The sequence below is a fragment of the Lentzea sp. NPDC037011 genome (assembly GCF_055607425.1).
On record NZ_JBVJRT010000008.1, the window covers coordinates 198268 to 224836 of the forward strand.

General features: G+C 70.6%; 21 protein-coding genes. 11 read left to right on the forward strand and 10 right to left on the reverse strand.

Annotation, left to right across the window (positions count from 1 at the left end; translation table 11 throughout):
* Positions 1-89: 89 nt before the first annotated feature.
* From ACZ7CH_RS25750 to ACZ7CH_RS25760, 3 genes are read left to right on the forward strand one after another with little or no spacing between them, the layout of a single operon-like run.
* Positions 90-1682: a carboxyl transferase domain-containing protein gene (locus ACZ7CH_RS25750; protein WP_458430405.1), complete on the forward strand. Its 1593-nt coding sequence runs from the start codon at positions 90-92 to the stop codon at positions 1680-1682.
* Between the two features lie 2 nt (positions 1683-1684).
* Entirely contained in the window at positions 1685-3598 is a 1914-nt protein-coding gene (locus tag ACZ7CH_RS25755) for an acetyl/propionyl/methylcrotonyl-CoA carboxylase subunit alpha (RefSeq protein ID WP_470375111.1), read from the forward strand.
* Positions 3599-3603: 5 nt separating this feature from the next.
* Positions 3604-4755, forward strand: a complete 1152-nt coding sequence (locus tag ACZ7CH_RS25760; protein WP_470375112.1) for an acyl-CoA dehydrogenase family protein — start codon at positions 3604-3606, stop codon at positions 4753-4755.
* Positions 4756-4825: 70 nt separating this feature from the next.
* On the opposite strand, the gene ACZ7CH_RS25765 is transcribed toward ACZ7CH_RS25760, so the two are convergent.
* Complete coding sequence (locus ACZ7CH_RS25765) at positions 4826-6361, reverse strand: acyl-CoA dehydrogenase family protein (RefSeq protein ID WP_470370201.1); 1536 nt, start codon at positions 6359-6361, stop codon at positions 4826-4828.
* 169 nt (positions 6362-6530) lie between these two features.
* Here ACZ7CH_RS25765 and ACZ7CH_RS25770 point away from each other — a divergent pair, with 169 nt between their 5' ends.
* Together ACZ7CH_RS25770 and ACZ7CH_RS25775 are read left to right on the forward strand one after the other, a co-directional pair.
* Positions 6531-7781, forward strand: coding sequence for an FAD-binding oxidoreductase (locus ACZ7CH_RS25770; RefSeq protein WP_360395667.1), 1251 nt, complete (start codon positions 6531-6533; stop codon positions 7779-7781).
* On the forward strand, positions 7782-9014 hold the full coding sequence (locus tag ACZ7CH_RS25775; protein WP_470370202.1) for a class I SAM-dependent methyltransferase: 1233 nt from the start codon (positions 7782-7784) through the stop codon (positions 9012-9014).
* Positions 9015-9066: 52 nt separating this feature from the next.
* Here ACZ7CH_RS25775 and ACZ7CH_RS25780 read toward each other — a convergent pair whose 3' ends face one another.
* The 5 genes from ACZ7CH_RS25780 to ACZ7CH_RS25800 all read right to left on the reverse strand — a co-directional run bounded on the left by ACZ7CH_RS25780 (position 9067) and on the right by ACZ7CH_RS25800 (position 14833).
* Positions 9067-9900: a S1C family serine protease gene (locus ACZ7CH_RS25780; RefSeq protein ID WP_470375113.1), complete on the reverse strand. Its 834-nt coding sequence runs from the start codon at positions 9898-9900 to the stop codon at positions 9067-9069.
* 66 nt (positions 9901-9966) lie between these two features.
* A complete protein-coding gene (locus ACZ7CH_RS25785) occupies positions 9967-12003 on the reverse strand; it encodes a putative bifunctional diguanylate cyclase/phosphodiesterase (RefSeq protein WP_470370204.1) in 2037 nt (678 codons plus the stop codon).
* Positions 12004-12387: 384 nt separating this feature from the next.
* The gene (locus ACZ7CH_RS25790; RefSeq protein WP_470375114.1) at positions 12388-13269 is read right to left on the reverse strand and encodes an ABC transporter substrate-binding protein; all 882 of its coding nucleotides are present in this window, start codon (positions 13267-13269) and stop codon (positions 12388-12390) included.
* A gap of 2 nt (positions 13270-13271) precedes the next feature.
* Entirely contained in the window at positions 13272-13739 is a 468-nt protein-coding gene (locus ACZ7CH_RS25795; RefSeq protein WP_470375115.1) for a GNAT family N-acetyltransferase, read from the reverse strand.
* The gene (locus ACZ7CH_RS25800) at positions 13736-14833 is read right to left on the reverse strand and encodes an LLM class flavin-dependent oxidoreductase (RefSeq protein WP_360395296.1); all 1098 of its coding nucleotides are present in this window, start codon (positions 14831-14833) and stop codon (positions 13736-13738) included. The genes ACZ7CH_RS25795 and ACZ7CH_RS25800 overlap by 4 nt, the downstream gene beginning before the upstream one ends.
* A gap of 197 nt (positions 14834-15030) precedes the next feature.
* On the opposite strand from ACZ7CH_RS25800, the gene ACZ7CH_RS25805 reads away from it, so the two are divergent.
* From ACZ7CH_RS25805 to ACZ7CH_RS25815, 3 genes are read left to right on the forward strand one after another with little or no spacing between them, the layout of a single operon-like run.
* Entirely contained in the window at positions 15031-15813 is a 783-nt protein-coding gene (locus ACZ7CH_RS25805) for an amino acid ABC transporter permease (protein ID WP_360395298.1), read from the forward strand.
* Positions 15810-16562: an amino acid ABC transporter ATP-binding protein gene (locus ACZ7CH_RS25810; protein ID WP_470375116.1), complete on the forward strand. Its 753-nt coding sequence runs from the start codon at positions 15810-15812 to the stop codon at positions 16560-16562. The genes ACZ7CH_RS25805 and ACZ7CH_RS25810 overlap by 4 nt, the downstream gene beginning before the upstream one ends.
* Complete coding sequence (locus ACZ7CH_RS25815; protein ID WP_470375117.1) at positions 16552-18267, forward strand: FAD/NAD(P)-binding protein; 1716 nt, start codon at positions 16552-16554, stop codon at positions 18265-18267. The genes ACZ7CH_RS25810 and ACZ7CH_RS25815 overlap by 11 nt, the downstream gene beginning before the upstream one ends.
* Here the strand turns inward: ACZ7CH_RS25815 and ACZ7CH_RS25820 are convergent.
* From ACZ7CH_RS25820 to ACZ7CH_RS25830, 3 genes are all read right to left on the reverse strand, one after another.
* Positions 18256-18723 carry a flavin reductase family protein gene (locus tag ACZ7CH_RS25820; protein ID WP_360395304.1) on the reverse strand — a complete coding sequence of 156 codons (468 nt, stop codon included), beginning with the start codon at positions 18721-18723 and terminating at the stop codon, positions 18256-18258. The two genes, ACZ7CH_RS25815 and ACZ7CH_RS25820, sit on opposite strands and share 12 nt — an antisense overlap.
* Complete coding sequence (locus tag ACZ7CH_RS25825; RefSeq protein ID WP_360395306.1) at positions 18720-19208, reverse strand: NADPH-dependent FMN reductase; 489 nt, start codon at positions 19206-19208, stop codon at positions 18720-18722. The genes ACZ7CH_RS25820 and ACZ7CH_RS25825 overlap by 4 nt, the downstream gene beginning before the upstream one ends.
* 69 nt (positions 19209-19277) lie before the next feature.
* Complete coding sequence (locus tag ACZ7CH_RS25830; RefSeq protein WP_458430418.1) at positions 19278-20933, reverse strand: FAD-binding dehydrogenase; 1656 nt, start codon at positions 20931-20933, stop codon at positions 19278-19280.
* A gap of 413 nt (positions 20934-21346) precedes the next feature.
* Here ACZ7CH_RS25830 and ACZ7CH_RS25835 point away from each other — a divergent pair, with 413 nt between their 5' ends.
* Positions 21347-21835, forward strand: a complete 489-nt coding sequence (locus ACZ7CH_RS25835) for a DUF6098 family protein (RefSeq protein ID WP_360395310.1) — start codon at positions 21347-21349, stop codon at positions 21833-21835.
* Here the strand turns inward: ACZ7CH_RS25835 and ACZ7CH_RS25840 are convergent.
* Entirely contained in the window at positions 21774-22463 is a 690-nt protein-coding gene (locus ACZ7CH_RS25840; RefSeq protein WP_470375118.1) for a hypothetical protein, read from the reverse strand. The two genes, ACZ7CH_RS25835 and ACZ7CH_RS25840, sit on opposite strands and share 62 nt — an antisense overlap.
* Positions 22464-22557: 94 nt before the next feature.
* Between ACZ7CH_RS25840 and ACZ7CH_RS25845 the strand changes: the two genes are divergently transcribed.
* Complete coding sequence (locus ACZ7CH_RS25845) at positions 22558-23064, forward strand: hypothetical protein (RefSeq protein ID WP_470375119.1); 507 nt, start codon at positions 22558-22560, stop codon at positions 23062-23064.
* Between the two features lie 265 nt (positions 23065-23329).
* Positions 23330-26566: a S8 family serine peptidase gene (locus tag ACZ7CH_RS25850; RefSeq protein ID WP_458430419.1), complete on the forward strand. Its 3237-nt coding sequence runs from the start codon at positions 23330-23332 to the stop codon at positions 26564-26566.
* Positions 26567-26569: the final 3 nt, after the last annotated feature.

Consider the following 26569-nt stretch of genomic DNA (forward strand, 5'->3'; position numbering starts at 1 on the left):
GGGTGCTCTCGAGCGGCACTGGTGGACCGCCAGGTGAGCGGGCGTTAACATGGCCTTGTTAACGCCCGCTAACCTGAGGTCTGGGGAGCATGGACGCACCGGTCCTGCGCAGCGCAGCCGAGCCATCGGACCGCTACGCCAAGGAGCACACCGCGCTCGTCGAGGAGCTGCGGAGCAAGCTGGCCACCGCCGCGCGAGGCGGGCCCGAGAAGGCGCGGCAGCGCCACGTCGACCGCGGCAAGCTGTTGCCGCGCGAGCGCGTGGACACGCTGGTCGACCCCGGCTCGCCGTTCCTGGAGCTGTCGCCGCTGGCCGCGAACGGCATGTACGGCGACGAGGCCCCGGCCGCGGGCATCATCACCGGCGTCGGGCGGGTGTCCGGGCGCGAGTGCGTGATCGTCGCCAACGACGCCACGGTCAAGGGCGGCACCTACTACCCGGTCACGGTCAAGAAGCACCTGCGCGCGCAGGAAGTCGCGCTGCAGAACAACCTGCCGTGCATCTACCTGGTCGACTCCGGCGGCGCGTTCCTGCCGAAGCAGGACGACGTGTTCCCCGACCGCGAGCACTTCGGCCGCATCTTCTACAACCAGGCCACGATGTCCGCGAAGGGCATCCCGCAGGTCGCCGCGGTCCTGGGCTCGTGCACCGCCGGTGGCGCGTACGTGCCGGCGATGTCCGACGAGGCGGTCATCGTCCGCAACCAGGGCACGATCTTCCTCGGTGGCCCGCCGCTGGTGAAGGCCGCGACCGGTGAGGTCGTGAGCGCCGAGGACCTCGGCGGCGGCGACCTGCACTCGCGCACGTCCGGCGTCACCGACCACCTGGCCGAGAACGACGCGCACGCGCTGCGGATGGTCCGCTCGATCATCTCCACGCTCGGCCCGCGCGCCCGACGGCCCTGGGACGTCGCCCAGGTCGAAGCGCCGAAGGTCAACCCGGACGACCTGTACGGCGTCGTGCCGACCGACTCCCGGACGCCCTACGACGTTCGCGAGGTGATCGCGCGGATCGTCGACGGGTCGAAGTTCCAGGAGTTCAAGAAGGAGTACGGCGCCACGCTCGTCACCGGGTTCGCGCGCATCCACGGCCACCCGGTCGGCATCGTCGCGAACAACGGCATCCTGTTCGGCGAGTCCGCCGTCAAGGGCGCGCACTTCATCCAGCTGTGCGACAAGCGGTCCATCCCGCTGGTGTTCCTGCAGAACATCACCGGGTTCATGGTCGGCCGCGAGTACGAGGCCGGCGGCATCGCCAAGCACGGCGCCAAGATGGTGACCGCGGTGGCGTGCGCGCGGGTCCCGAAGTTCACCGTGATCATCGGTGGCTCGTTCGGCGCCGGCAACTACTCGATGTGCGGCCGGGCGTACTCGCCGCGGTTCCTGTGGATGTGGCCGAACGCGCGGATCTCCGTGATGGGCGGTGAACAGGCGGCCTCGGTGCTCGCGACCGTCCGGCGCGACCAGCTCGGTGACGAGTGGTCCGCCGAGGACGAGGAGGCGTTCAAGGCGCCGATCCGCCAGCAGTACGAGGACCAGGGCAACCCGTACTACTCGACCGCGCGGCTGTGGGACGACGGCGTGATCGACCCGCGGGACACCCGCACGGTGCTCGGCCTCGCGTTGTCCAGCGCGGCCAACGCCCCCATCGACGATGTTTCCTACGGCGTCTTCCGGATGTGATCATGTTCGACAGCGTTCTGGTGGCGAACCGCGGGGAGATCGCGGTCAGGGTGATCCGTGCGCTCAAGGCGCTCGGAATCCGTTCCGTCGCCGTCTACTCCGACGCGGACGCCGACGCGTTGCACGTCCGCCTGGCCGACGAGGCCGTGCGGATCGGGCCCGCGGCGGCCCGCGAGAGCTACCTGTCCATCGAGAAGATCGTCCAGGCCGCCGGGTCCACCGGCGCGCAGGCGATCCACCCCGGCTACGGCTTCCTCGCCGAGAACACGGCGTTCGCGAAAGCCTGCGACGACGCCGGAATCGTGTTCGTCGGTCCGCCCGCGGCGGCCATCGACGCGATGGGCGACAAGATCCGCGCGAAGCTCACGGTGTCGGCGGCGGGGGTTCCCGTCGTGCCGGGCCACACCCGTGAGGGCATGTCGGACGACGAGATCGTCGACGCGGCGGTGGAGATCGGTTTCCCGGTGCTGCTCAAGCCCTCCGCGGGCGGTGGCGGCAAGGGCATGCGGCTCGTGCACGAGGAGTCCGCGCTGCGCGAGGCGATCGAGTCGGCCCGGCGGGAGGCGCGCGGGTCGTTCGGCGACGACACGCTGCTGATCGAGCGGTTCGTCACGAACCCGCGGCACATCGAGATCCAGGTCCTCGCCGACACGCACGGCAACGTGATCCACCTCGGTGAGCGCGAGTGCAGCCTCCAGCGGCGGCACCAGAAGATCATCGAGGAGGCGCCGTCACCGTTCCTCACACCCGAGGTGCGCGAGGCGATGGGGGCCGCGGCGGTCGACGCGGCGAAGTCCTGCGGTTACGTCGGCGCGGGCACCGTCGAGTTCATCGTGGACGGTGCGACCGGCGACTACTTCTTCATGGAGATGAACACCCGGCTGCAGGTCGAGCACCCGGTGACCGAGGAGGTCACGGGCGTCGACCTGGTCGAGTGGCAGCTCCGGGTCGCCTCCGGTGAGGTGCTGGACCTCGACGTCACGATGCGCGGCCACTCGGTCGAAGCGCGCGTCTACGCGGAGGACCCGGCGCGCGGCTTCCTGCCGACCGGTGGCCGGGTGCTGGCGTTGCGCGAACCCACGTCCGTGCGCGTGGACTCCGGGCTGTACGAGGGACTTGTCGTCGGCTCGGACTACGACCCGATGCTCGCCAAGGTGATCGCGCACGGCCGCACGCGCGAAGAGGCGTTGCGGCGCCTGGACCACGCGCTGGGGCAGGTGGTGCTGCTCGGCGTCACGACGAACATCCCGTTCCTGCGGGCACTGCTGCGTGATCCCGACGTCCGTTCCGGCGCGCTGGACACCGGCCTGGTCGAACGCAAGCTGGACGCGTTGACGTCGCAGGACGTCCCGGACGACGTGTACGTGGCGGCCGGCCTGGAGCGCTCGCTCGACCCGCGTGGCGACGACCCGTGGGACCAGCTGTCCGGCTGGCGCGTCGGTGAGCACGCGTGGACGACGTGGCGGATCAACGACGTCGAGGTGCGGGTGCGCGGTGACGAGGTCGTCGTGGGCGCCGGAGAACCGGTCAGGGCCCGTGCTCGCCGGGAGGGCGGCGACCTGCTCGTCGGGTCGCGCCGGTACGCGGTCGCCCGTGACGGCGACGTGCTGTGGCTGGGCCACGACGGCGCGTCCTGGGCGTTGACCGAGGCCGAGTTCCTGGTCGGCGCGTCCGGTGGCGCGGCGGCCTCCGGGGGTCCGGTGAAGTCGCCGATGCCCGGCACCGTGCTGGTGGTCCGCGCGCAGCAGGGCGAGGACGTGACCGCCGGTCAAGCGTTGTTCGTGGTCGAGGCCATGAAGATGGAGCACACCGTCACCGCACCGGTCGACGGCGTGCTCGCCGAGGTGAACGTGCAAGCAGGTCAGCAGGTCGCACTCGACCAGGTGCTGGCCACCGTCGTCTCTCACGAGGAGTGACAGCAATGTTGGACTTCAGGCTCCCGAACGAGTACGAGGACCTGCGCAAGACCGTCGAGGAGTTCGCGCGCGACGAGGTCGCCCCGGTCATCGGCGACTACTACGAGCGCGGCGAGTTCCCGTACCCGGTCGTCGCGAAGATGGGGCAGATGGGCCTGCTCGGCCTGCCGTTCCCCGAGGAGCACGGCGGCATGGGCGGCGACTACTTCGCCCTGTGCCTGACGCTGGAGGAGCTCGCCCGCGTCGACTCGTCCGTCGCGATCACGGTCGAGGCGGCCACGTCGCTGGGCGCCATGCCGATCTACCGGTTCGGCACCGACGAGCAGAAGGCGGAGTGGCTGCCGTCACTGACCTCCGGCCGGAAGCTGGGCGCGTTCGGTCTCACCGAACCCGGTTCCGGGTCCGACGCGGGGGCGCTGGCGACCACCGCGCGCCTCGACGGTGACGAGTGGGTCATCAACGGCACCAAGGCGTTCATCACGAACTCCGGCACGGACATCACCGGCCTGGTGACGGTCGCCGCCGTGACGGGCACGCTGCCCGACGGCCGCAAGGAGATCTCGTCGATCATCGTCCCGTCCGGCACGCCGGGCTTCACGGTGTCGAAGAAGTACTCGAAGGTCGGCTGGTGCGCCTCGGACACCCGCGAGCTGTCGTTCGCCGACTGCCGGGTGCCCGCCGCGAACCTGCTGGGGGAGCGTGGCCGCGGCTTCGCCCAGTTCCTGCGGACGCTCGACGAGGGCCGTGTGGCCATCGCCGCGCTGTCGGTGGGCTTGGCGCAGGGCTGTGTCGACGAGTCGGTGCGCTACGCCCACGAGCGTGAGACGTTCGGTGCGAAGATCGGCACCTACCAGGCGATCCAGTTCAAGATCGCCGAGATGGAGGCGCGCGTGCACACGGCGCGGCTGGCCTACTACGAGGCGGCGTCGCGGATGTTGCGCGGTGAGCCGTTCAAGAAGCAGGCGGCCATCGCGAAGCTCGTGTCGTCGGAGGCGGCGATGGACAACGCCCGTGACGCCACGCAGATCTTCGGCGGCTACGGGTTCATGAACGAGTACCCGGTGGGCCGGTTCTACCGCGACGCCAAGATCCTGGAGATCGGCGAGGGCACCTCCGAGGTGCAGAAGATGCTGATCGCCCGCGAACTGGGCCTCTGACCCCTGCTCTTCCGGCATCTGCAAGTACTGCCAACCGGCCGGTTGGCAGTACTTGCAGATGCGCCGACAGTCAGGGCTTGGGGACGGCGCGGGCGATGATGGTCGCGAAGTCGGTGGACCTGGGGAGCGTGCCGAAAGCGACGCCCCAGTCCCCGCCGAGCCGGGAGGCCACGAACGCGTCGGCGACCGCGGGGTGTCCGTGCTTGACCAGCAGGGCGCCCTGCAGCACCAGGGCCATCCGCTCGACGACCCGGCGGGCCTGCGACTGGTCCACATCGGACAACGTGCCGCCCAGCTCGTTCAGCGCCTTGTCGATGCGCGGGTCCACCCCGCTCACGACGCCCAGGAACTCCTGCACCGACTCGGGTTCCTTCGCCATCGCGCGCAGCACGTCGAGCGCGGCGACGTTGCCGGAACCCTCCCAGATCGACATCAGCGGCGACTCCCTGAACAGCCGCGGCATCCCGCTGTCCTCGATGTAACCGTTGCCGCCCAGGCACTCCAGTGCTTCCGCCGCGTGCACCGGCCCGCGCTTGCACACCCAGTACTTGGTCACCGCGAGCCCGAGCCGCGACCGGTGCTCCGCGAGCCACATGGCCGCCGTGGTCGCCGCCTCCGACTCGACCGCGAGGTCCGCCAGCACGTTGCGCATCGCCGGCTGGTCGACGAGGTACTGCCCGAACGCCTTGCGGTGCGCCGCGTGGTGCGCCGCCTGCCGCAACCCGGCCCGCATCCCGGCCGCCGACCCGAGCACGCAGTCCAGGCGGGTCGTGTTGACCATCTCGATGATCGTCCGCACGCCCCGGCCCTCGTCGCCGACGCGCACCGCGAACGCCTCGTCGTACTCGACCTCCGCCGACGCGTTGGACCTGTTGCCCAGCTTGTCCTTGAGCCGCTGGAGGAAGAACCGGTTGCGCGTGCCGTCCGGCAGCACCCGCGGCACCAGGAAGCACGTCAGCCCGCCCGGTGCCTGCGCGAGCGTCAGGAACACGTCCGACATCGGCGCCGACGTGAACCACTTGTGCCCGGTGAGCACGTACCCGTCGTCCACCGGCCGCGCGACCGTGGTGTTGGCGCGGACGTCCGAGCCGCCCTGCTTCTCGGTCATCGACATGCCGGCGATCAGGCCGCGCTTGGTGAGCGGTGCCCGCAGCCCGAAGTCGTACTCACGGGCGGTGAGCAGCGGTTCGTACTCGGCCACCAATTCGGGTGACACACGCAAAGCGGGCACAGCGGAGTACGTCATCGAGATCGGGCAGCCGTGGCCGGCCTCGACCTGCGACCAGACGTAGAACTTGGCCGCACGCTCCAAGTGCTCACCGTCGACATAAGCGTGCAATCCGTGCGAAACAGCCACATTCATCAGTTCGTGCCACGCCGGGTGGAACTCGACCTCGTCGATCCGGTGGCCGAACCGGTCGTGGGTGTGCAGCACGGGCGGGTGGGCGTTCGCCAGGCGACCGCGCTCCTGCCACTCGTGGCTGCCGGCGAGGCGGCCGAGCTCGTGCAGCTCCGCGGTGTCTGCCCAGCTGAGCAGTGCCGGGTCGGCGGCCAAGTCGTGACCGGCAAGTGGCGGAACCTGGTTGGTCACCTCGTGCGTAGCCATGCCCAGCACGCTACTACTCGGTAGTAACTTTCGGCAGGGTTCGTTGCGGACATCCGGCCCATTGGTGAAATTGGGCGTGCCAACGGCGCTGACGAGGAATAACGTCGCTCTCGTGAGTGACCATGGGCACAGCTCGGCCGTGGCTGCGCTGACCGCGCAGTACGCCGCGATGCGCGAAGGTGCGCCGGTGCGGCTCGCGAAGAAGACGTCGAACCTGTTCCGGTTCCGCGCGGAGCAGTCCGGTGGGCTGGACGTCGGCAGGTTCGACCGGGTGCTGTCGGTGGACCCGGTCGGACGCACCGCACAGGTGCAGGGCATGACCACCTACGAGAACCTCGTCGCCGCGACCCTGCGGCACGGCCTGATGCCGCTGGTCGTGCCGCAGCTCAAGACCATCACGATCGGCGGGGCCGTGGCGGGCCTCGGCATCGAGTCCACGTCCTTCCGCAACGGGCTGCCGCACGAGTCCGTGCGGGAGCTGGAGATCCTCACCGGTGACGGCGAGGTCGTGGTCGCGAAACCGGACGACGACCTGTTCCGGGCGTTCCCGAACTCCTACGGCACGCTCGGGTACGCGTTGCGGCTGGAGGTCGAGCTCGAACCGGTGCGGCAGTACGTGCGGCTGCGGCACGTGCCGTTCGGGTCGTTCGAGGAGTGCGCGGCGGTCATCGAGGAGGTCTGCGCGGACGGCTCGGCGGACTTCGTCGACGGCACCGTGTTCTCGCGCGGCGAGATGTACCTGACGCTGGGGCACTTCGCCGACATCGCGCCCTACACCTCGGACTACACCGGCAACCGGATCTACTACCGCTCCATCCAGCAGCGGCGCACCGACCACCTGACTATCCACGACTACCTGTGGCGCTGGGACACCGACTGGTTCTGGTGCTCGCGGGCGTTCGGCGCGCAGAACCCGGTGGTGCGGCGGCTGTGGCCGAAGCGGTACCTGCGGTCGGACGTGTACCGCAGGCTGGTGGCCAAGCACCGGCAGCTGCGGCCGCGCACGGACGTGGAACCGGTGATCCAGGACGTGGAGATCCCGGTGTCCACGCTGCCGCAGTTCCTCGACTTCTTCGACCGGGAGATCGGCATCTCGCCGGTCTGGCTGTGCCCGGTGCGCCTGCGCGACACCACGGGCTGGCCGCTGTACCCGATGGACCCGGACGTGCTGTACGTCAACGTCGGGTTCTGGTCGGAGGTCCCGGTCCGGCCGGGAGAACGGATGGGTGACCGCAACCGGCTCATCGAGCGCGAGGTGGCGCGGCTGGGCGGCCACAAGTCGCTGTACTCCGACTCCTACTACGAGGAGGACGAGTTCTGGCGGCACTACAACGGTTCGCACTACCGGTCCGTTAAGGCACGGTACGACCAGACGAACCGCCTGCCTGATCTGTACGCCAAGTGTGTCAGGGGACGATGAATGCGGTTGGCCTCTCTCTTTCAGCGCATCACCGGTGGCAACGACGTCCGCTTCCAGGCCTACGACGGCAGCACCGCCGGCCCGGCGTCCGCCCCGGTGTCCATCGACGTGAAAACCCCGGAAGCCCTGTCCTACCTGGCTTCCGCGCCGGGTGAGCTCGGTCTGGCCCGCGCCTACGTGACCGGTCACCTGGAGATACTCGGCGACGTGCACGCGGGTCTGTCGCAGCTCTCGGAGCTCTCGCTGCGGGAGGTCCCCTGGTTGCAGCGCGTCGAGCTGCTGAGGCTGCTCGGCCGCGTCCGGCTGAACCACCGGGTGGTTCCGCCGCCGCAGGAGACCCGGCTGCACGGGCTGCGCCACTCCAAGGCCCGCGACCAGCAGGCCATCGCCCACCACTACGACGTCTCGAACCAGTTCTACGAGTGGATCCTCGGCCCGTCGATGGCCTACACCTGCGCCGTCTACCCGACGGCCGAGTCCACTGTGGAGGAAGCGCAGTTCGCCAAGCACGACCTGGTGGCCCGCAAGCTGGGCCTGAAGCCGGGCATGCGGCTGCTCGACGTCGGCTGCGGCTGGGGCGGCATGGTCATGCACGCCGCCCGCGAGTACGGCGTGCGCGCCATCGGTGTGACGCTGTCGCGCAACCAGGCCGAGTGGGCGCAGAAGGCCATCGTCGAGGCCGGTCTGTCCGACCTGGCCGAGGTGCGCCACCTCGACTACCGCGACGTGCGCGAGTCCGGTTTCGACGCGGTGTCGTCGATCGGCCTGACCGAGCACATCGGCAAGGCCAAGCTGCCCGCCTACTTCGAGTCGCTGTACCGCAAGCTCCGGCCGGGCGGCCGGCTGCTGAACCACTGCATCACCCGGCCGGACAACAAGCAGCGCGCCCTGTCCGGGCCGTTCATCAACCGGTACGTGTTCCCCGACGGCGAGCTGGTCGGGCCGGGTCACCTCGTGTCGCTCATGCACGACACCGGCTTCGAGGTGCGCCACGAGGAGAACCTGCGCGAGCACTACGCGCTGACGCTCGCCGCTTGGAGCCGCAACCTCGACGAGCACTGGGCCGAGGCCGTGGACGAGGTGGGCGAGGCCCGCGCACGGGTGTGGCGGCTGTACCTGGCGGCGTCACGGCTGGGGTTCGACCGGAACAACATCCAGCTGCACCAGGTGCTCGGGGTGAAGCTGGACGGGACGACCTCGCACATGCCGTTGCGCCCCGACTGGCTGTCCTGACCGTCAGGAGGCCGCGGGAGCACTGTTCCCGCGGCCCTGGGGGTTTTGTTCGTCAGCTCAGCTTGTCCACGATCGTCTTGGCCGTGTTCGACGGGATCGCGAACCCGATGCCGACGCTGCCCGCCTCACCGCTGCTCGACGCCGGTGAGTAGATCGCCGAGTTGATGCCGACCAGCTCACCGGCGGCGTTCACCAGCGCACCACCGGAGTTGCCGGGGTTGATCGACGCGTCGGTCTGGATCGCCTGGTACGACACGGAAGCCGAACGCCGGGTCTCGCCGGGGACGGTCACCTTGCGGTCCAGCGCGGACACGATGCCGGTGGTCACGGTGCCCTGCAGACCCGAGGGCGAGCCGATGGCCATCACACCGTCACCGATCTTCACGTCGTCCGAGTTCGCCCACGTGATCGGCGTCAGGCCGGACACCCCGGAGGCCTGCAGCACGGCGAGGTCGGAGGACGGGTCGGTCGAGACCACGGTGGCGGGCACCTCGCGGCCGTCGTTCAGCGTCACCGTGACCGAGCCGCCGGCGGAGGCGACGACGTGGTTGTTGGTGAGGATCCGGCCGTCGGCGGAGAGGACCACGCCGGAGCCGAGGCCGTTGCCGACGTTGACCTGCACGACGGACGGCAGGACCTTCGCGGCCACGGAGCTCCAGTCCGTCGTGGACTGGTTGGAGACCGTCTGCGCCACGACGGAGGATGTCGACCGCGCGCCGTCCGGGGAGGCGATCACCGCTCCGGTGACACCTCCGAACAACCCGGCGACGAGTGCCGCCGCGGTCAGCACCGGAGCCGTGCGGCGCCAGAACTTCGGCGCGGGCGCAACGGCTGGCTGCGGTGGAACCAGTGTCCCGCTCATCGCGGGGAAGCTCTGCTCGCTCATGGACCAAGGATGGGCCGCGTTCATGTGAGCAACCTGTGCGGGAAGCCGTGCAATCCCTGATAAGAATCACGTGAGAAGGAGCCGGTCCACCTCGTCCGCGGTCAGCACGGCACCGAAGTGCGGCCCCTGCCCGCCGGTCACGCCCAGCGCCGCCAGCCGCTCCGCCTGCACCGCCGTGCGCACCCCGTCGGCGTGCAGCGGCACCCGCAGGATCGACGCCCAGCGCAGCAGCGTCACGGCAGCGCTCTCCTCGACCCGGTTCGCGCCCTCTGCCAGGCCCTGCACCACCGAGCCGGTGAACTTCACGCCGCTCAACGGGAGCAGCCGCAGCCGGTCGACGCCGACGTTGCCGCCGTTCACCTGGTCGAGCACCAGCCCGATGCCGCGTTCGGCGAGGATGGTCAGCTCCTCCAGCTGCACATCGGTCAGCGACGCGTACATGCGCTCGTTCAGCTCGAACCGCAGCCGCGTCGCGGGCAGGCCGGTGCGCTCCAGCACCCGCGCGACCTCGGCCACGAGCTCCGGTTCCTGGCACAGCCGCAGCGGCAGGTCGATCGACAGCACCGGGGCCGCGTCGCCGAGCTCGGCGTACCACCGGCCGGCCTGACCGCAGGCCTCCTCCAGCGCCCAGCGCACGAGCCGCACGACCATGCCGTTCGCGGAGCTCTGGTCGAGGAACGCGTCCGGGCACAGCACGCCGTGCACCGGGTGGTCCCAGACGATCTTCGCCTCCAGCGCGGGCACGGAGGAGTCGGTGAGCGAGTGGACCGGCAGGTAGCCGACCCGGAACTGCCCCTCCTCCAGCGCGCCGGGGATGGACGCGGCCAGCGCGTAGCTCTCCCGGTCGCGCAGGTCGCGCTCCCGGTCGTACAGCGCCCACTGCGCCTTGCCGTCGCGCTTGGCCCACCCGACGGTCACGTCCGCCGCGCGCAGCAGGTCGCCCGCGTCACCGCCGCGGGCCGCCCGTGCCACCACGCCGGCGCTGCACGTGACGCCGACGCCGTTGCCGCCGATCCAGGTCGGTTCCTCCAGCCGCCGGGAGAACTCCTCGACCAGCGCGACCACGCCCGCCACGTCCCGCGGGTCCTTGATCAGCACGCCGAACTCGTCCTCGCCGATCCTGGCGACCTTGCCGACCCCGTCGAACACCGCCCGCAGGTGGCCGGCGACGCCCATCAGCACCCGGTTGCCCACCTCGTGGCCGAACGCGTCGTTCACACCGCGGAACCCGTCGACGTCGACCTGCACGAGCGCGAGCGCCTCCGGGCCCTTCGTGCCGACCGCACCCTCCAGCCAGCCGAGGAACTGCGCCCGGTTGGGCAGTCCGGTCTGCATGTCGTTGAGGCTCTGCCGCACGAGCTGCGTCTGCAACGCGCGCATCTCGTTCATGTTCTCGATCATGGTGACGAAGTACGGCGGCGACTCGTCGTCCTCGCGCACCAGCGAGATGGCCATGTGCGTCTGAATGGTCTCGCCGTCGCTGCGGACCATCCGCTTCTCGACCACCACGTGGTCGAGGTCGGAGTGGATCAGCCGCTCGCCGATCTCGCGCAGCGCGGCGCGGTCGTCGGGGTGTGCGAGGTCGCGGCCGGCCATCCCGACCAGCTCGTCGCGCCGGTAGCCGAGCATCGTCTGCGCGGCCTCGTTCACGTCCGCGACGAGGCCGTCGAGACCCACCACCACGATCGGGAACGCGGAGCCCTGGAAGATCGCGCGGAACTTCGCCTCGCTCGCCCGCACCGCGTTCTCCGCGCGGCGCATCGCGTTGATCGCGGCCGTGCGGCTGAGCTCCTGCTGGTCGAGGGTGCGGTCGCGCAGGCCCTCCGCGAAGCCGGCCGCGAGCGCGCCGAGCTGGGCCGCGCTGACCGGCGCGTGCTCGCCGAGGTGGGTGAGGGTCAGCTCCAGCGTGGCCGAGGAGATGAGGTCGTGCGCGACCATGGACCGGCCGACCCGGCGGGCCTCGTCGACGTCACCGGTGAGCAACCGCTCGACGTAGCCGCCGAGCAGCTGTTCGAGCTTCTCGCGGGTGAGGTTGGCGAGGAGGGTGGTGGAGATCGCCGCCGCCCAGCGGACGGCGGGCTCTCTGCTGTCGACCGTGTTCATTCGGCTCAGGTGGCCATTCGTGGGGACCGGTGTGATCTGGTGATCGATCGTCGGGCGCCAATCGATACGCCCCGCAACCCACTTCCGCCAGATTCGGTCGAACGGGTGACAGCTCCGTTCCGCACCACCACCGGGCGTGGGTCCAACGCTCAAGCTTACTGATCACTTGGAACCTGTCCAACCGAACCGGGAGATTCGGTCCGAGCGCCACAATTTCACTCTTCCGGGCTGTTGAAAATCGGCTGCTGTGCATTTCGGACCGCACGCGGGGCCCTTTCGTGCGCTCCTGGCGCACGAAAGCTCCCCGCGTGCACTTCAAGCGCGTCCGGGTCCTACCGCCGCGCCGCCGCTGTCCGTGTCCACCGCCGATCCGCCATCGCCCGATCAGGTGTGTTCGGCGGGATTGAGCTCTGACCGCGGGATCGCCGACGGCTCGACGCCCCACCGCCGCAGGATGCGCTGGTAGGTGCCGTCGGAGATCAGCCGGTCGACCGCCTGCCGCAACGCGGGCGCCAGGTCGGAGCCCTTGGGCAGCGCGAAACCGACGTCGAGCCTGCGGAACTCGCCGAGGAACCGGAAGTCCGGCTGGTTCGCGGTGAGGTGGCGCAGCCCGTTGATGGTGCTCATGATCACGTCCACGTGGCCCTGCTTGAGCGCGAGCTGCGTGGCGCCGGTGTCGGAGAACACCTGCACCTCGTAGGCGGGCTTGCCGGCGTCCGCGCAGACCTTCCTGTTGCGCTCCAGGGTGGTCTGGAACGTCGTGCCGGTGCCGGTGCCGATCTTCAGCCCGCACAGCTGGTCGAGCTTCTTTACGTCCTGCAGCGCACTGTCCTTGCGCGCCGCGAAGCCCTGCCCGTCGTTGACGTAGGTGACGAAGTCGATCGTCTTCTTGCGCTCCTCGGTCACGCCGAAGTTGCCGGTGCCCGCGTCGTACTTGCCGCTGGTCAGCGCGGGCAGGATCGCCTCGAACGACGCGGCCTGGCGCTCGACCTCCAGGCCGAGCAGCTTCGCGGCGGCGTCGGCGACGTCGATGTCCACGCCCTGCGCGGTCTTGCCGTCATCGGCGTAGAACGCGCTGGGCGGCGTGCCGCCGATGCTGGAGGCGATCCGCAGCTTGCCGTTGAGGCGTTGCGGCACGAGCTTCGCGAGCTCGGCGTCCTTCGCCACCCCGCTCGCGATGCCGGGCTCCGGTGCCGCCTGCGGTTGCCCGCACGCGGCGGTCAGCGCGAGCAGACCGGTGAGCAGGACGAGTCTTGAGCGGTGCACGGTCACCCCAGGTGTTTCTCGAAAGCCAGGTGGTCGAGGGTCAGCGGGTCGGCGGTCACGTCGAAGAGCGGCGTGTACCCCGTCGCCAGGTAGAGGTGCTTGGCCTCGGGCTGCCGCGGCCCGGTGGTCAGGAAGATGCGCCGGTAGCCGAACGCCACCGCCTCGCCCTCCAGCTCCACCAGCACCCGCCGCGCGAGCCCGCGCCTGCGGTGCAGCGCGTGCGTCCAGATGCGCTTGAGCTCGGCGGTCTCGTCGTCGAACCGCATGAACGCACCACCCGCCACCGCCTCACCTGCCTCGACGAGCAGCAGGAACTGCCCGTGCGGCGGCTCGAAGACGTGCGCGGCCCGTTTCATCTCACGCGCACCGGAGTCGCCGTAGCGGGTCGTGTACTCCTCGGTGAGGCCGGCCACCAACGGCGCCGCGTCCGCGTCCCACTGCCGGACGCGGCGCACTTCGAGGGTGGTCATGCGGCGCGGGCCCGGTCCCGCTTGGCGACCTCCTCCCGCACCAGCGGGATCACGTACCGGCCGAAGTCGATGGCGTCGTCGAGCAGGTCGTAGCCGCGGGCGGACAGGATGTCCACGCCCAGGTCGTAGTAGTCCAGCAGCGCCTGCGCCACCGTCTCCGGCGTGCCGACCAGCGCGTTGGAGTTGCCCGCTCCGCCGGTCGCCCGCGCCGTGGGTGTCCACAGTGCACGGTCGAAGCGCTCACCGCGGTCCGCCACCGCCAGGAGCCGTTGCGAGCCGGTGTTCTCCGGGCTGGTCAGCGAGTGCCTGCGGCTGAGCGGGCCGGTGGCCTTGCGCGCCTCGATCCGGTCGACCGTGCGGTGCGCCTTCTCCCAGGCCAGCTCCTCGGTCGGGGCGATGATCGGCCGGAACGCGACCTGGATGCGCGGCACGTCGGTGCGGCCCGCCTCCTTCGCCGCCTGCTTGACCGCCTCGATCTGCTGCGCGGTGTCGGCGAGCGGCTCGCCCCACAGGCAGAAGATGTCCGCCTCCGCGCCACCGGCGGCGTACGCGGCGGGGGAGGAGCCGCCGAACGAGACGTTCGGACGTGGTTGCTGCACCGGGAAGACGTCGCTCACGAAGTCCGCGAACCGGTAGTGCTCCCCCTCGTGGTCGAACGCCTCGCGGGACGTCCAGGCCTTCTTCACGATCTGGATGTACTCCCGGGTGCGGCCGTAGCGCTCGTCCTTGGTCAGGTAGTCGCCCTCGCGCTGCTGCTCGTGGTCGGTGCCGCCGGTGATGAAGTGCACGGTCAGCCGGCCGTCGCTGATCTGGTCGAGCGTCGCGAACGTCTTGGCGGCGAACGTCGGGTACGACACGTTCGGCCGGTGCGCCAGCAGGATCTCCAGCCGGTCGAGCTTGCTCGCCAGGTACGCGGCGGCGGACGCGGGTTCCGGGGCACCGGAGCCGTAGGCGAACAGCACCCGGTCCCAGCCGTGGTCCTCGTGCGCGCGAGCGAGCCTGATCGTGTAGTCCTTGTCGAACGCACCGCCGGACCGCGGCGTCGTCTCCGAGCCGTTGTTGGTCGCGGCGATCCCGAGAAACTCGACTGGCATGGCGGATCCCCAGATCGTGGTGGGTGGGTGGCGGAAGCGCGTTGAGGGGAACGCCTTTCGAGTGCAACACCGGCGGCAGGAGCGGTCAACGACGTCCACAGAGCGGGATCTGCTTGCACACGCGGGGTACCGTGGTGGTGTTCGCGTTGAGGGGCGCGGCTTGCTTCCTGTTGCCCTTCAACGGAAAGACTCCGCCCATGAGCGTCCTGGGGGACGTGCGCACGCGTCCCGTTGCTGAGATCGTCCCCGCGCGCAAGCCGGGCCGGGTGGTCACCGCGGTGCTCGCGCTGGCCGCGGTCGGCTGGCTCGTGCACGCCGCCGCCACCGGCCTCGACTGGGGTGTCGTCGCGCGCTACTTCACCGCGACCGCCGTGGTCGACGGTCTGGTCACCACGCTGTGGCTGACCGCGGTCACGCTGGTGCTCGGCTTCCTGCTCGGTGTCGTGCTGGCGACGTTCCGGCTGTCCGGCAACCCGGTGCTGTCCGCGCTGGGGTGGGGGTACGTCTGGCTCTTCCGGTCCGTGCCGCTGATCGTGCAGCTGCTGTTCTGGTTCAACTTCGGCGCCGGGATCAGCCCGCTGCTCGCCGCGGTGATCGGCCTCACGCTGCACGAGGCGGCCTACGCGGCGGAGATCGTGCGCGGCGGCATCCTGTCGGTCGACGCCGGTCAGGTCGAGGCCGCGCGGGCGCTGGGCTTCGGCCGGGTCCGCGTCCTGCGCAGGATCGTGCTGCCGCAGGCGATGCGCGCCATCGTGCCGGCCGCGGGCAACCTGCTGATCGGCACGCTGAAGGGCACGTCGATCGTGTCCGTGCTGGCCGTGCAGGACCTGCTGCACTCGGTGCAGCTGATCTACGCCCGCACCTACGAGGTCATCCCGCTGCTCGTCGTCGCCACGGTCTGGTACGTGATCGTCACCAGCCTGCTCAGCCTCGCGCAGCACCACGTCGAGCGGTACTTCGCGCGAGGAGTGCGGTCGTGATCGAGATCAGGGACGTGCGCAAGTCGTTCGGCACCACCGAGGTGCTGCGCGGGGTCGACCTGTCGGTGCCCGCCGGGTCCGTGACGTGCGTGATCGGGCCGTCCGGGTCGGGCAAGTCCACGTTGCTGCGGGTGCTGAACCACCTGGAGCGGCTCGACGCGGGCGAGGTGGAGATCGACGGCGAGCTGATCGGCTACCGGCGCCACCGCGGCAAGCTGCACGAGCTGCCGGACCGGGTGGTGCAGCGGCAGCGCGCCGCGATCGGGTTCGTGTTCCAGAACTTCAACCTGTTCGGCCACCTGACGGCGCTGGAGAACGTGGCCGAGGCGCCGATCGGGGTGCTCGGCGTGCCGAAGGACGTTGCGCTGCAACGGGGTCGCGCGCTGATCGCCCGCGTCGGCCTGGCCGGGCGCGAGGGCGCGTACCCGTCGGAGCTGTCCGGCGGGCAGCAGCAGCGGATCGCCATCGCCCGCGCCCTCGCGATGGAGCCCAAGGTCCTGCTCTTCGACGAACCGACCTCCGCGCTCGACCCGGAGCTGGTCGGCGAGGTGCTGGACGTGCTGCGCGACCTCGCCGCGGCCGGTCAGACGATGGTCGTGGTGACGCACGAGATCGGCTTCGCCCGCGAGGTCGCCGACACCGTGGTGTTCCTGGACGCGGGGCAGGTCGTCGAGTCGGGCCCGCCGTCGACCGTGCTGGTGGCACCGTCGCACCCGCGCACGAGGGAGTTCCTGGCCCGTGTCCTCTGACCTCGTCGTCATCGGCGGCGGCCCGCGCGCGGCCGGGCTGCTGGAACGCATCGCCGCGCTGGCACCGGCGCTGGACCTGGTCGTGCACGTCGTCGACCCGTTCCCCGCCGGCGCCGGCCGGGTGTGGCGGCACGCGCAGTCACCGTTGCTGCGCATGAACTCCATGGCCGAGGACGTCACGGTGTTCACCGACTCCAGCTTCACCGGTCTCGGCCCGGTGCGCGAAGGCCCGTCGCTGGCGCAGTGGGGTGACGTCGACCCGACGTCGTTCCCGTCGCGGCAGGTGCAGAGCGGGTACCTGGAGTGGTTCTTCGAGCACGTCGTCTCCTCGATGCCGCCGAACGTCACCGTGCGGGTGCACCGGGCGCGCGCGGTGAAGGCCGTCGGCAACCGGGTGCACCTCGACGACGGCACCTCGCTGGTCGCCGACGTGCTGGTGCTGGCCCTCGGCCACCTCGACGCCGAACCGGAGCCGGAACACCGCAAGCTCGCCGACCACGCCGCCGCGCACGGCCTGGTCTACGTGCCGCCGCTCTACTCGGCGGACGCGGACCTCTCGCAGGTGACCGGCGACGTGGTGCTGCGCGGCTTCGGGCTGGCGTTCATCGACCTGATGGTGCTGCTGACCCAGGGCCGCGGCGGCCGGTTCGAAGGCTCCGGTGCCGACATGCGTTACGTGCCATCGGGTTCCGAGCCGCGGCTGTTCGTCGGTTCGCGGCGCGGGGTGCCGTACCACTCGAAGACCGGCTACCGGTTGCAGGGCGAACGCCCGGTGCTGCCGCGCTTCTTCACCGCGGAGGCCCTGCGGGGCCACCGCTGGGACTTCCGCGCCGACGTGTGGCCGTTGATCGTCAAGGAGGTCGCCTGGGGCCACTACCACGAGCTGTTCACCGGCCACCCCGACCGGGTGCGGGTGCCGTTCGCCGAGTTCACCGCCGCGTTCGCCGCGGTGCCCTGGTACAGCGGGGAGATGCGCGCGCTGGAAGCCCGCGCCGTTCCCGACCCGGCCGACCGCATCGACTTCGAACGCCTGGACCGCCCGCTGGACGGCCGCACGTTCGAGACCGGCGAGGAGTTCCAGGAGCACCTGCGCGCGTACATAGCCGCCGACGTCGCCCGCCGGTCGGACCCGCGGCACAGCGCCGACCTGGGCGCGTTCCTCGCACTGCTGTCGGTCTACGGCCAGCTGCCGGAGGTGCGGCTGCGCGAGACCGACGGCTGGTGGCACGGCTACTTCAGCTACCTCGCGTCCGGTCCGCCACCGGACCGCCTGGAGGAGCTGCTCGCCCTGTCGCGGGCGGGGGTCGTGCGCTTCCTCGGCGCGGACATGTGGGTCGAGGCGGTCGACGGCGCGTTCCTCGCGGGCAGCGCCACCACCCCGGAGGTCGTGCGCGCCAACGGGTTGGTCGAGGCCCGCCTGCCCGCGCACGTCCTGTCGCGCACGGCGGACCCGGTGCTGAAGTCGTTGCGGGCGGTCGGCGACGTCTCCGAGGACACGGCCGGGCAGGTGCGCGTGTCAGCGGAGGGCCGGTTGGTCAACGAGCGCGGCGAGGAGGACCCGGTCCGCTTCGCCGTCGGCCCGTACACGACCGGGAAGGCGTTCGCCGCGTTCTCCCGGCCGCAGACGAACGCCCCGGCCTTCCGCCAGAACGACGCGATGGCCAGGGCGGTCCTGCGGCAGCTGGGCGAGGGGTCAGGCCACTGAGGTGTAGCGCCCCTGGTGCCTCACCAGGGGCGCCGCGAGGTCGGAGTGCGTGATGTCCAGCGGTTCCCCGACCAGCGCGACGTGGTCGCCGACCGCGATCCGCCGCACCGTCCGGCACCGCAGCCGCACCGGCGCGTCCAGCAGGTGCGGCACCCCGTCGGCGTCGGACTCCCAGCGGGTGCCGGCGCCGAACCGGTCGACCCCCTTGGTGGCGAACAGGTCCGCGAGGCCCGTCTGCGCCGTGCCCAGCAGGTGCACGGCGAACAGCGGTGCCGTCCGCAGCACCGGCCACACCGACGCGCCCTCGCCGATCCACACCACCACGAGCGGTGGTTCGAAGGACACCGAGGTGAACGAGCTGACGGTCGTGCCCACCGGGCCGTCCTGGCCGGTGGCGGTGACGATGGTGACGGCCTGGGCGTGGTGGCGCAGGGCGGTGCGCAGCTGGTCCTTCACCGGACCAGCGCCTTCAGGACACCGGCGTGCAGCGCGAAGTCGGTGGCGTGTGCGGGGAGCGCGCTCTCGTTCAGGAACAACGCCTGCGGCACCACGGCCCCGAGCTCGGTCAGCACCGGCCGCAGGTGCACCTCCACGGCCAGCGCGTGCTTGTCCGCGGCCGCGATCTGCAGCGGCACCACGACCTTGCCGCTCAACCACCCCGGTGGTGCCTGGTCCAGCACCGCTTTCAGCAGGCCGGTGTAGGCGGCCTTGTAGGTCGGGGTCGCCACCACGAGCACCTCGGCCGCACCCAGCGCCGCCAGCGCCGCCTTGACGGTCTCCGGCCGGGTGAACACGTCGGCGGCGATCGTCGCCGCGTCCACCACCGGCCCGTCGCCGGGCACGCCCAGTGCCGCCGCGATGGCCTCGCGCAGGGCGAGCGCCGCCTGCAGGGTGCGCGAGGCGGGCCGCGGGTTGCCGACCAGAACACCGATCTGCGTCATGCCTCCAGCACAGCCGCAAGCCGGGGGACCGTCAACCCGCGTCCACCACGCGGGAGCCCCTTGCCCTTCCTAGGAAACCGCGTCAGCGGCGGCGCGTCCGGCGACCCGCCCGGAGAACAGGCAGCCGCCGAGGAACGTGCCCTCCAGCGCCCGGTACCCGTGCACGCCACCACCGCCGAACCCGGCCGCCTCGCCCGCCGCGTACAGGCCGGGCAACGGCCGGCCGTCGTTGTCGAGCACCCGCGAGGACAGGTCGGTGTGCAGGCCGCCCAGCGTCTTGCGGGTGATCACCGACAGCCGCACGGCGATCAGCGGGCCCGCCTTCGGGTCCAGCAGCCGGTGCGGTTCGACGACGCGGATCAGCTTGTCGGTCAGGAAGTGCCGGGACTCGCGGATCGCGTTGACCTGCATGTCCTTGCCCAGGCCCGAGGTGACCTGCCGGTCGCGCTCGACGATGATCTTCTCCAGCGCCGCCGCGTCGATGCGCGTGTCGCCGGTGAGCGCGTTCATGCCGCGGGCGAGGTCCGCGACCGTGCGGGCCTGGATGAACTCCTTGGAGCGCTTGGCGAACTCCTCGACCGGCGCCACCGCACCCGGCAGCGCGCGCTTGAGCACGGCGCGGGTGTCCTTGCCGGTGAGGTCGGGGTTCTGCTCGGAGCCCGAGAGCGCGAACTCCTTGCCGATGATCCTCTTGTTCAGCACGAACCACGAGTGCCCGTGGCCGTTCGAGGTGATGTGCTGCAACGCACCCAGCGCGTCGAAACCGGGGAACAGCGGGATCGGCAACCGGTTGCCGTCCGCGTCGAGCCACAGCGGCGACGGGCCGGGCAGGATGCGGATGCCGTGGTTCGACCACACCGGGGCGTAGTTCGCGATGCCCTCGGGGTAGTGCCACATGCGGTCGGCGTTGATGATCGCGCCGCCGGCCTTCTGGGTGATCTCCAGCATGTGCCCGTCCACGAAGTCCGGCACACCCGCGAGCATGAACTCCGGCGGCGTGCCCATCCGCTCGGGCCAGTTGCGGCGCACCAGGTCGTGGTTGCCGCCGATGCCGCCGGACGTGACGACGACGGCCTGGGCGCTCAGCGAGAAGTCTCCGGCGACCGTCCGCGACGACGGCTGGGAGCGCTCCACCGACGACGGCTCCAGCACCTCGCCGGACACGCCGTCGCACACGCCGTTCGTGACGTTGAGCGCGGTGACCCGGTGCCGGAACCGGAGCGTCACGAGCCCCTTGGCGACACCCTCGCGCACCCGGCGCTCGAACGGCTCCACCACGCCCGGCCCGGTGCCCCACGTCACGTGGAAGCGCGGCACCGAGTTGCCGTGCCCGTTCGCCAGGTAGCCGCCGCGTTCGGCCCACTGCACGAACGGGAACCAGCGCACCCCCATGTTGTGCAGCCACGGGCGCTTCTCGCCGGCGGCGAAGTCCACATAGGCCTGCGCCCACAGCCGCGGCCAGTGGTCGCTGTCCCGGTCGAACGCCGCAGAGCCCATCCAGTCCTGCAGTGCGAGGTCGTACGAGTCCTTGACCCGCAACCGGCGCTGCTCGGGCGTGTCCACCAGGAACAACCCGCCGAACGACCACCACGCCTGACCGCCGATCGACGCCTCCGGCTCCTGGTCGAGCAGGATGACCCTGCGCCCCGCGTCGGCGAGCTCCGCTGTCGCGACGAGACCTGCGAGGCCCGCGCCGACGACGATGACATCCGCGTCATGTGCCATCGGGTGAGTCTAGATCCACCGCTGGTGGGCCACGAGACCTGAATCAAGTTCACTTTCTGCGGAGGGGCTGCGACCGCATCGGCGAGTTTGTGAAGTGCGGTGCCCTGGGGGGAATGGGCACCGCACTTTCCGGTGCCGCCGACCGCCACCACCGGTGAGGGGGGTTTCCGGTGTGCCGGTCGACGGCGGGTTGACCGCGGCGCGAGTGCACAACGCCTGCGGAAGGGCTTTTCCGGCCTGGGGGTGCCGGATCGCCCTGGCGCGGACTCGAGCGTCCGCGGCCAACCACATTGTTGAACGTACAACCGGCGGCCCGTGTTCCGGTCGGCTTTCGATGTGACCGGGCTCAAATCCTTCAGGTTCTCTTCAGGAACGCACGCCTAGGTCGGCTTTTCCCGGGTACGTGAGCAGGTGTGACCGATGAGCTTCCGACGATCACGGAACTCGCCGAGCTGGTCGCCCTGCTCGGCGACGACGTCTACGTGCGCTGGTCGAAGGGACCGGCCGCCGACTCCGCAGCCACGTCCCGCGACTCGCTGACCGGCGTGGAGCTGCCCGGCCTGTCCGCGAGCCCGCTGCACGTCGAACCCTGGTGGGACGACCGCTCGCGCGAGCTGTGGGTGGCCCGCCGCCTGTACGACTACCGCCACCTGCGCGACCTGCGCGGGCCCGACGTGCGCGCCTGGGTGCTGCGCGGCGAGGAGGTGGGCCGGGGTCCCGACAACGAGCCGCTGGTCCGCTGCGTGACACCGCTGGCGTGGGTCGACGACGACCTGCTGAACACCTGCGAGGACCTCGTCGCGGCCCAGCGCTCCCCGGAGTGGGGCCCGCTGGACCGCTCTACGACAGGTCACCCAGGCGCTTCTCCGCCGCCTTCCGCGCCTTCTCCGCCGCCGCCGTGACCCGTTTGGCGTCCTCCAGCCGCTCGGCGGCCCGGTCGAACGCCCGCTGGGCCGCCAGCTGGTCGGCCTGCGCCTCCCCGAGCGCCTGCTCCGCCTCGTCCAACGCCTGCTGCGCCTCGGCCCGCTTGCGCTCCTGCCGTTCCCGCCGCTTGCGGGCCAGCGCGTCCTCACCGTCGTCCCCGGCGGGTTCGGGCACCGGCGGGGCGAACCCGAACCCCGAGTACTCCAGGCCCCTGGTCAGGTGCCCCGCGCGCACCAGCTCCGCCGACTCGGGGTCCGACATCGCCGCGGTCAGCGTGTTGCGCACCTGCGTGACCGCGTCGTCGGTGATCGGCCCGGTCAGCTCCAGCGTGCGGTAGACCAGCGCCTCCAGGAGCTCCTTGCGCTTGTGCCCCAGCTCCCGCATGGTCAGCTGGGCCGTGGACAGCCCCAGCGCCTCTTGAAGGCCCGGCGGCGCGTCCCGCACGAGCCGGTTGACCGCCCACGCGCCCACCGTCGGCTTGCGCAGCTCGGAGATGGCCTTGGCCAGGTCCTGGTCGTCCGCCTGCTTGGCCGCGGCGTTCCTCGCCGCGGTGAACTCCTTCGGGGTCAGCCCGTAGAGCTCGTCGGCGACCGGCGTGAGGTCCATGGGCGCAAGGTAGCGCCTGATCAGCCGTCAGTCGTGTCGAACGACCCGGTCGCGTTCGTCGGAACGGGACGAATCCGGTACACCTGGAGGGGAGATGCACACCAGGTGGAGATGGGTTCTCTTCGGGCTCGGCGCCGCGGTCGCCGCTGCCGGACCGGTCGCGGCCGCGGGTGGCCCCTGGTACGGCTACCTCTTCGGCGGCCTGTGGTTCCTGATGGGCGCGACCGTCGCGTGGCGCAGCTTCCGGCTGGGCACGAAGCTCACCCCCGACGCCATCGAGTCGACCAGCCTCGACCACACCGGCGCCATCCAGTGGTGCGACGTGCGGGCCATCGAGCCCGACCGCAGGCGCAGCCTGATCGTGTTCCACGCCATCGCGCCGGCCGTGCACGCGGCGGGCAGGAAGCGGCCGCTGACCGAGCTCTCGCTGCTCTCGGTCAAGAAGGACGTCGTGCCCGCGCGGACCCTGAAGCAGGTCGCCGAGCTCCAGCAGGCGTTGGCGCAGCACCGGGAAACCTGCACCGCGTGCGGCGCGCAGCCGAAAGCGCAAAAACAGGCGCGGCTGTGGACCCGGCTGCGCCGCGCGATTTCTCGGAAATAACATCGCTCTGGACGGGGATGCCGTTACGCCGCAAGCACGTTCACCGTTGACACACCTCTTGACATTCCCCTCCATCAGCCCTTGACTGGAAGGCGCCTGCTCGTTCCACTGCGAAGAAGAAACGCGCAGCACTTCAAGCGCGCCTTTTCAAGCGGCTGAACAGTCCAATGTGGAACTCGGCAATGCTCCGTTGAACCTATTGCCACTCGTCGTGGGAAGAGATGTGCTTCCACACACTCTTTACCCCACGAAGGGCACACGCGCCGTGAAGAACTGGAGACGCCGCACCGGAACGGTCTTGTTGACCGCGGTGCTGGGCACTGCCGGGCTCGGCTTCGCCGCCACCCCCGCTGCCACCGCGCAGCAGCAGAACCCCGCGAACGAGGCTCCCAAGCAGCTCGACAAGGTCGACCGCGAGCTGGTCGACAAGGCAGCCGCCGAAGGCAAGGCCACCGTCGACCTGCTGGTCGCGGCCGAGAAGGGCAAGACCGACGCCGCGGTCAACGACCTGAAGGCGCTCGGCGCCACGGTCCAGAAGACCGAGAAGGACGTCGACTACGTCAAGGTCACCATCCCGCGTGACAACGCGGCGAAGGCCGCCAAGCTCGCCTCCGTCAGCACGGTGGACGTCGACGGGCTGATCCAGCTCGACGACCCGCGTCCGCAGGGCATGGAGCAGCCGGCCCCGCAGAAGGCGCCGGACGCGAAGACCCCGCGCACCAACCCGTACATGCCGACGCAGGACACGCAGGCGGCGCAGTTCGCCACCGCGCACCCGAAGTGGGACGGCCGCGGCACCACGATCGCCGTGATCGACTCCGGCATCGACCTGGAGAACCCGGCGCTGCAGACCACCAGCACCGGTGAGCGCAAGATCATCGACTGGTACAACGCGAACGCCACCAACTCCGGTGACGGCACCTGGGTCGCCATGACCAAGACCGGCCGCGTCGGCAAGTTCACCGAGGGCGGCCGCGAGTGGACCGCTCCGGCGACCGGTGGCCCCTACTCGTTCGGCCTCTTCAGCGAGACCGCGGGCGACCTCTCCCTGAGCAACAGCGAGACCGGCGGTGACATCAACCGCGACGGCGACCGCGTCGACTCGTTCGGTGTCATCCAGGACATCACCACGAAGGAAGTCTTCGTCGACACCGACGGCGACGGCAACTTCACCAACAACGCCCGCATGATCGACTACAAGGTCAAGAAGGACGTCGGCTTCTTCGGCACCGACAACCCCGCGACCGACGTCGTCGACCGCGTCGCGTTCGTCGTGCAGACCGACCGCTCGGTCTACGACAACCAGGGCACGCCGTACGTGAACCTGGGCATCGCGGGCGCCGCGCACGGCACCCACGTCGCCGGCATCACCGCGGCGCACAAGATGTTCGACGGCAAGATGGCCGGTGCCGCACCCGGTGCGAAGCTGATGGCCATCAAGGCCTGCCTGTCCACGCCGTCCTGCACCAGCTCCGGCCTGATCGACGGTGTCCTCTACGCCGCGCGCAACGGCGCCGACGTCGTGAACATCTCCATCGGTGGCCTCCCGGCGCTCAACGACGGCAACAACGCCCGCGCCGAGCTCTACAACCGCACCATCAACGAGTACAACGTCCAGCTGTTCATCTCGGCGGGCAACTCGGGTGCGGGTGCGAACACGGTCGGCGACCCGTCGGTCGCGACGGACGCGGTCAGCGTCGGTTCGTACATCACCAAGGAGACCTGGCTCTCCAACTACGGCTCGAAGACCGAGCAGAAGCAGAGCCTGCACGGCTTCTCGTCGCGCGGTCCCGCCGAGGACGGCGGCTTCAAGCCGAACATCATCGCGCCCGGCTCGGCGATCTCCACCACGCCGCGCTGGCAGGCCCCCGGTCCCGTGGCGGGCACCTACGCCCTCCCGCCCGGCTACGCCATGTTCAACGGCACCTCGATGGCCGCCCCGCAGGCGACCGGTGCCGCCGCGCTGCTCGTGAGCGCGTACAAGGCCGAGCACAACGGTGAGCGTCCGACCAGCGCCGAGCTGCGGTACGCGATCCAGCGCAGCGCGAACTACGTGAAGACCCTCGGTGCCTACGAGCAGGGCGCCGGTCTGTTCAACACGAACGCCGCGTGGTCGCTGCTGGACAAGCACGCCAAGCCGAACAAGCTGAACGTCTCGGTCCCGGTCAACACGGTCCTGAGCGGCCTGCTGGCCACCCCGAACGTCGGTGTCGGCATCCACGACCGCGAGGGCGTGACCGTGGGCCAGGAGTACACCCGCGTGTACACCCTGACCCGCACCACCGGTGAGGACCACGTCGAGGGCTGGCGGGTCACCTGGAAGGGCGACGACGGCACGTTCCGCGCCGACGGCTGGGTCTTCCTGCCGCTGAACACCCCGGTCCAGTTCCCGGTCACGGTCAAGGCGAAGACGCCCGGCGTGCACAGCGCCGTGCTGCAGCTCGACGACGTCGAGACCCCCGGTGTCGACGTGCAGACCCTGAACACCGTGTTCGCGGCGCAGAAGTTCACCGCCGCCAACAAGTTCTCGGTCACCAAGTCGGGCACCATCGCGCGCAACCAGTCGACCAGCCTCTTCGTGGACGTCCCCAAGGGCACGACCGCGCTGAAGGTCGACATGGCCGCCGGTGGCGCCGAGGCCGGCAAGGGCCAGGTCCGCTTCCTGCGCTACACCCCGCAGGGCGTCGGTGCCGACTCGAACACCTCGACCAACTGCTACAACCCGGACGCGGGCGCCGGCTGTGCCGGTGGTACCCCGACCAGCCGCACGGTCACCAACCCGATGGCCGGTGTCTGGGAGATCGTCGTCGAGGCGCGCCGCACCTCCGACGCCGACGTGGCGCCGTACTCGGTGACCGCCTCGGTGCTCGGCACCTCGATCAGCCCGAACCCGGACGTCATCGCCTCGGCGGCGGCGGGCACCCCGGTGGAGCGCAGCTACACCGTCACGAACACGCAGGCCGCGTTCACCGGCCGGCTCGCGGCGGGTGCGGTCGGCAGCGCCAAGACGGCCCGCCCGACGATCGAGAACCTCGCGTCGCAGCAGTACCAGGTCGTCGTCGGTGCCGGCGCGTCGAAGCTGACCGCCACGATCGGCAACACCGCCGACCAGGCTGCCGACCTCGACCTGTCCGTCTACAACTGCACGACGGGCAGCTGCGTCCTCGCCGGTCAGTCGGCCGACGCGGACTCCGAGGAGTCGGTGACGATCGCCAACCCGGCCGCCGGTACGTGGATCGTCCTGGTCGACGGCTACGCGGTGCCCGCGGGCACCACCGCCTACGACTACTTCGACGTCTACACCTCGGCCGCGCTGGGCACGCTCAGCGTGACCGACGCCAACGCCGACCGCGCCGCCGGTGCGTCGTGGAACGCCACGGGCGTCATCACCCCGCTGGGCCAGCCGGGTGCCGGCCGCGTCCTGCGCGGTGAGCTCGAGGTGCGCACGGCGGACGAGAACGTCGTCGGCCGCGGCGCGGTGATCGTCCAGGCAGTCAGCTAGTCA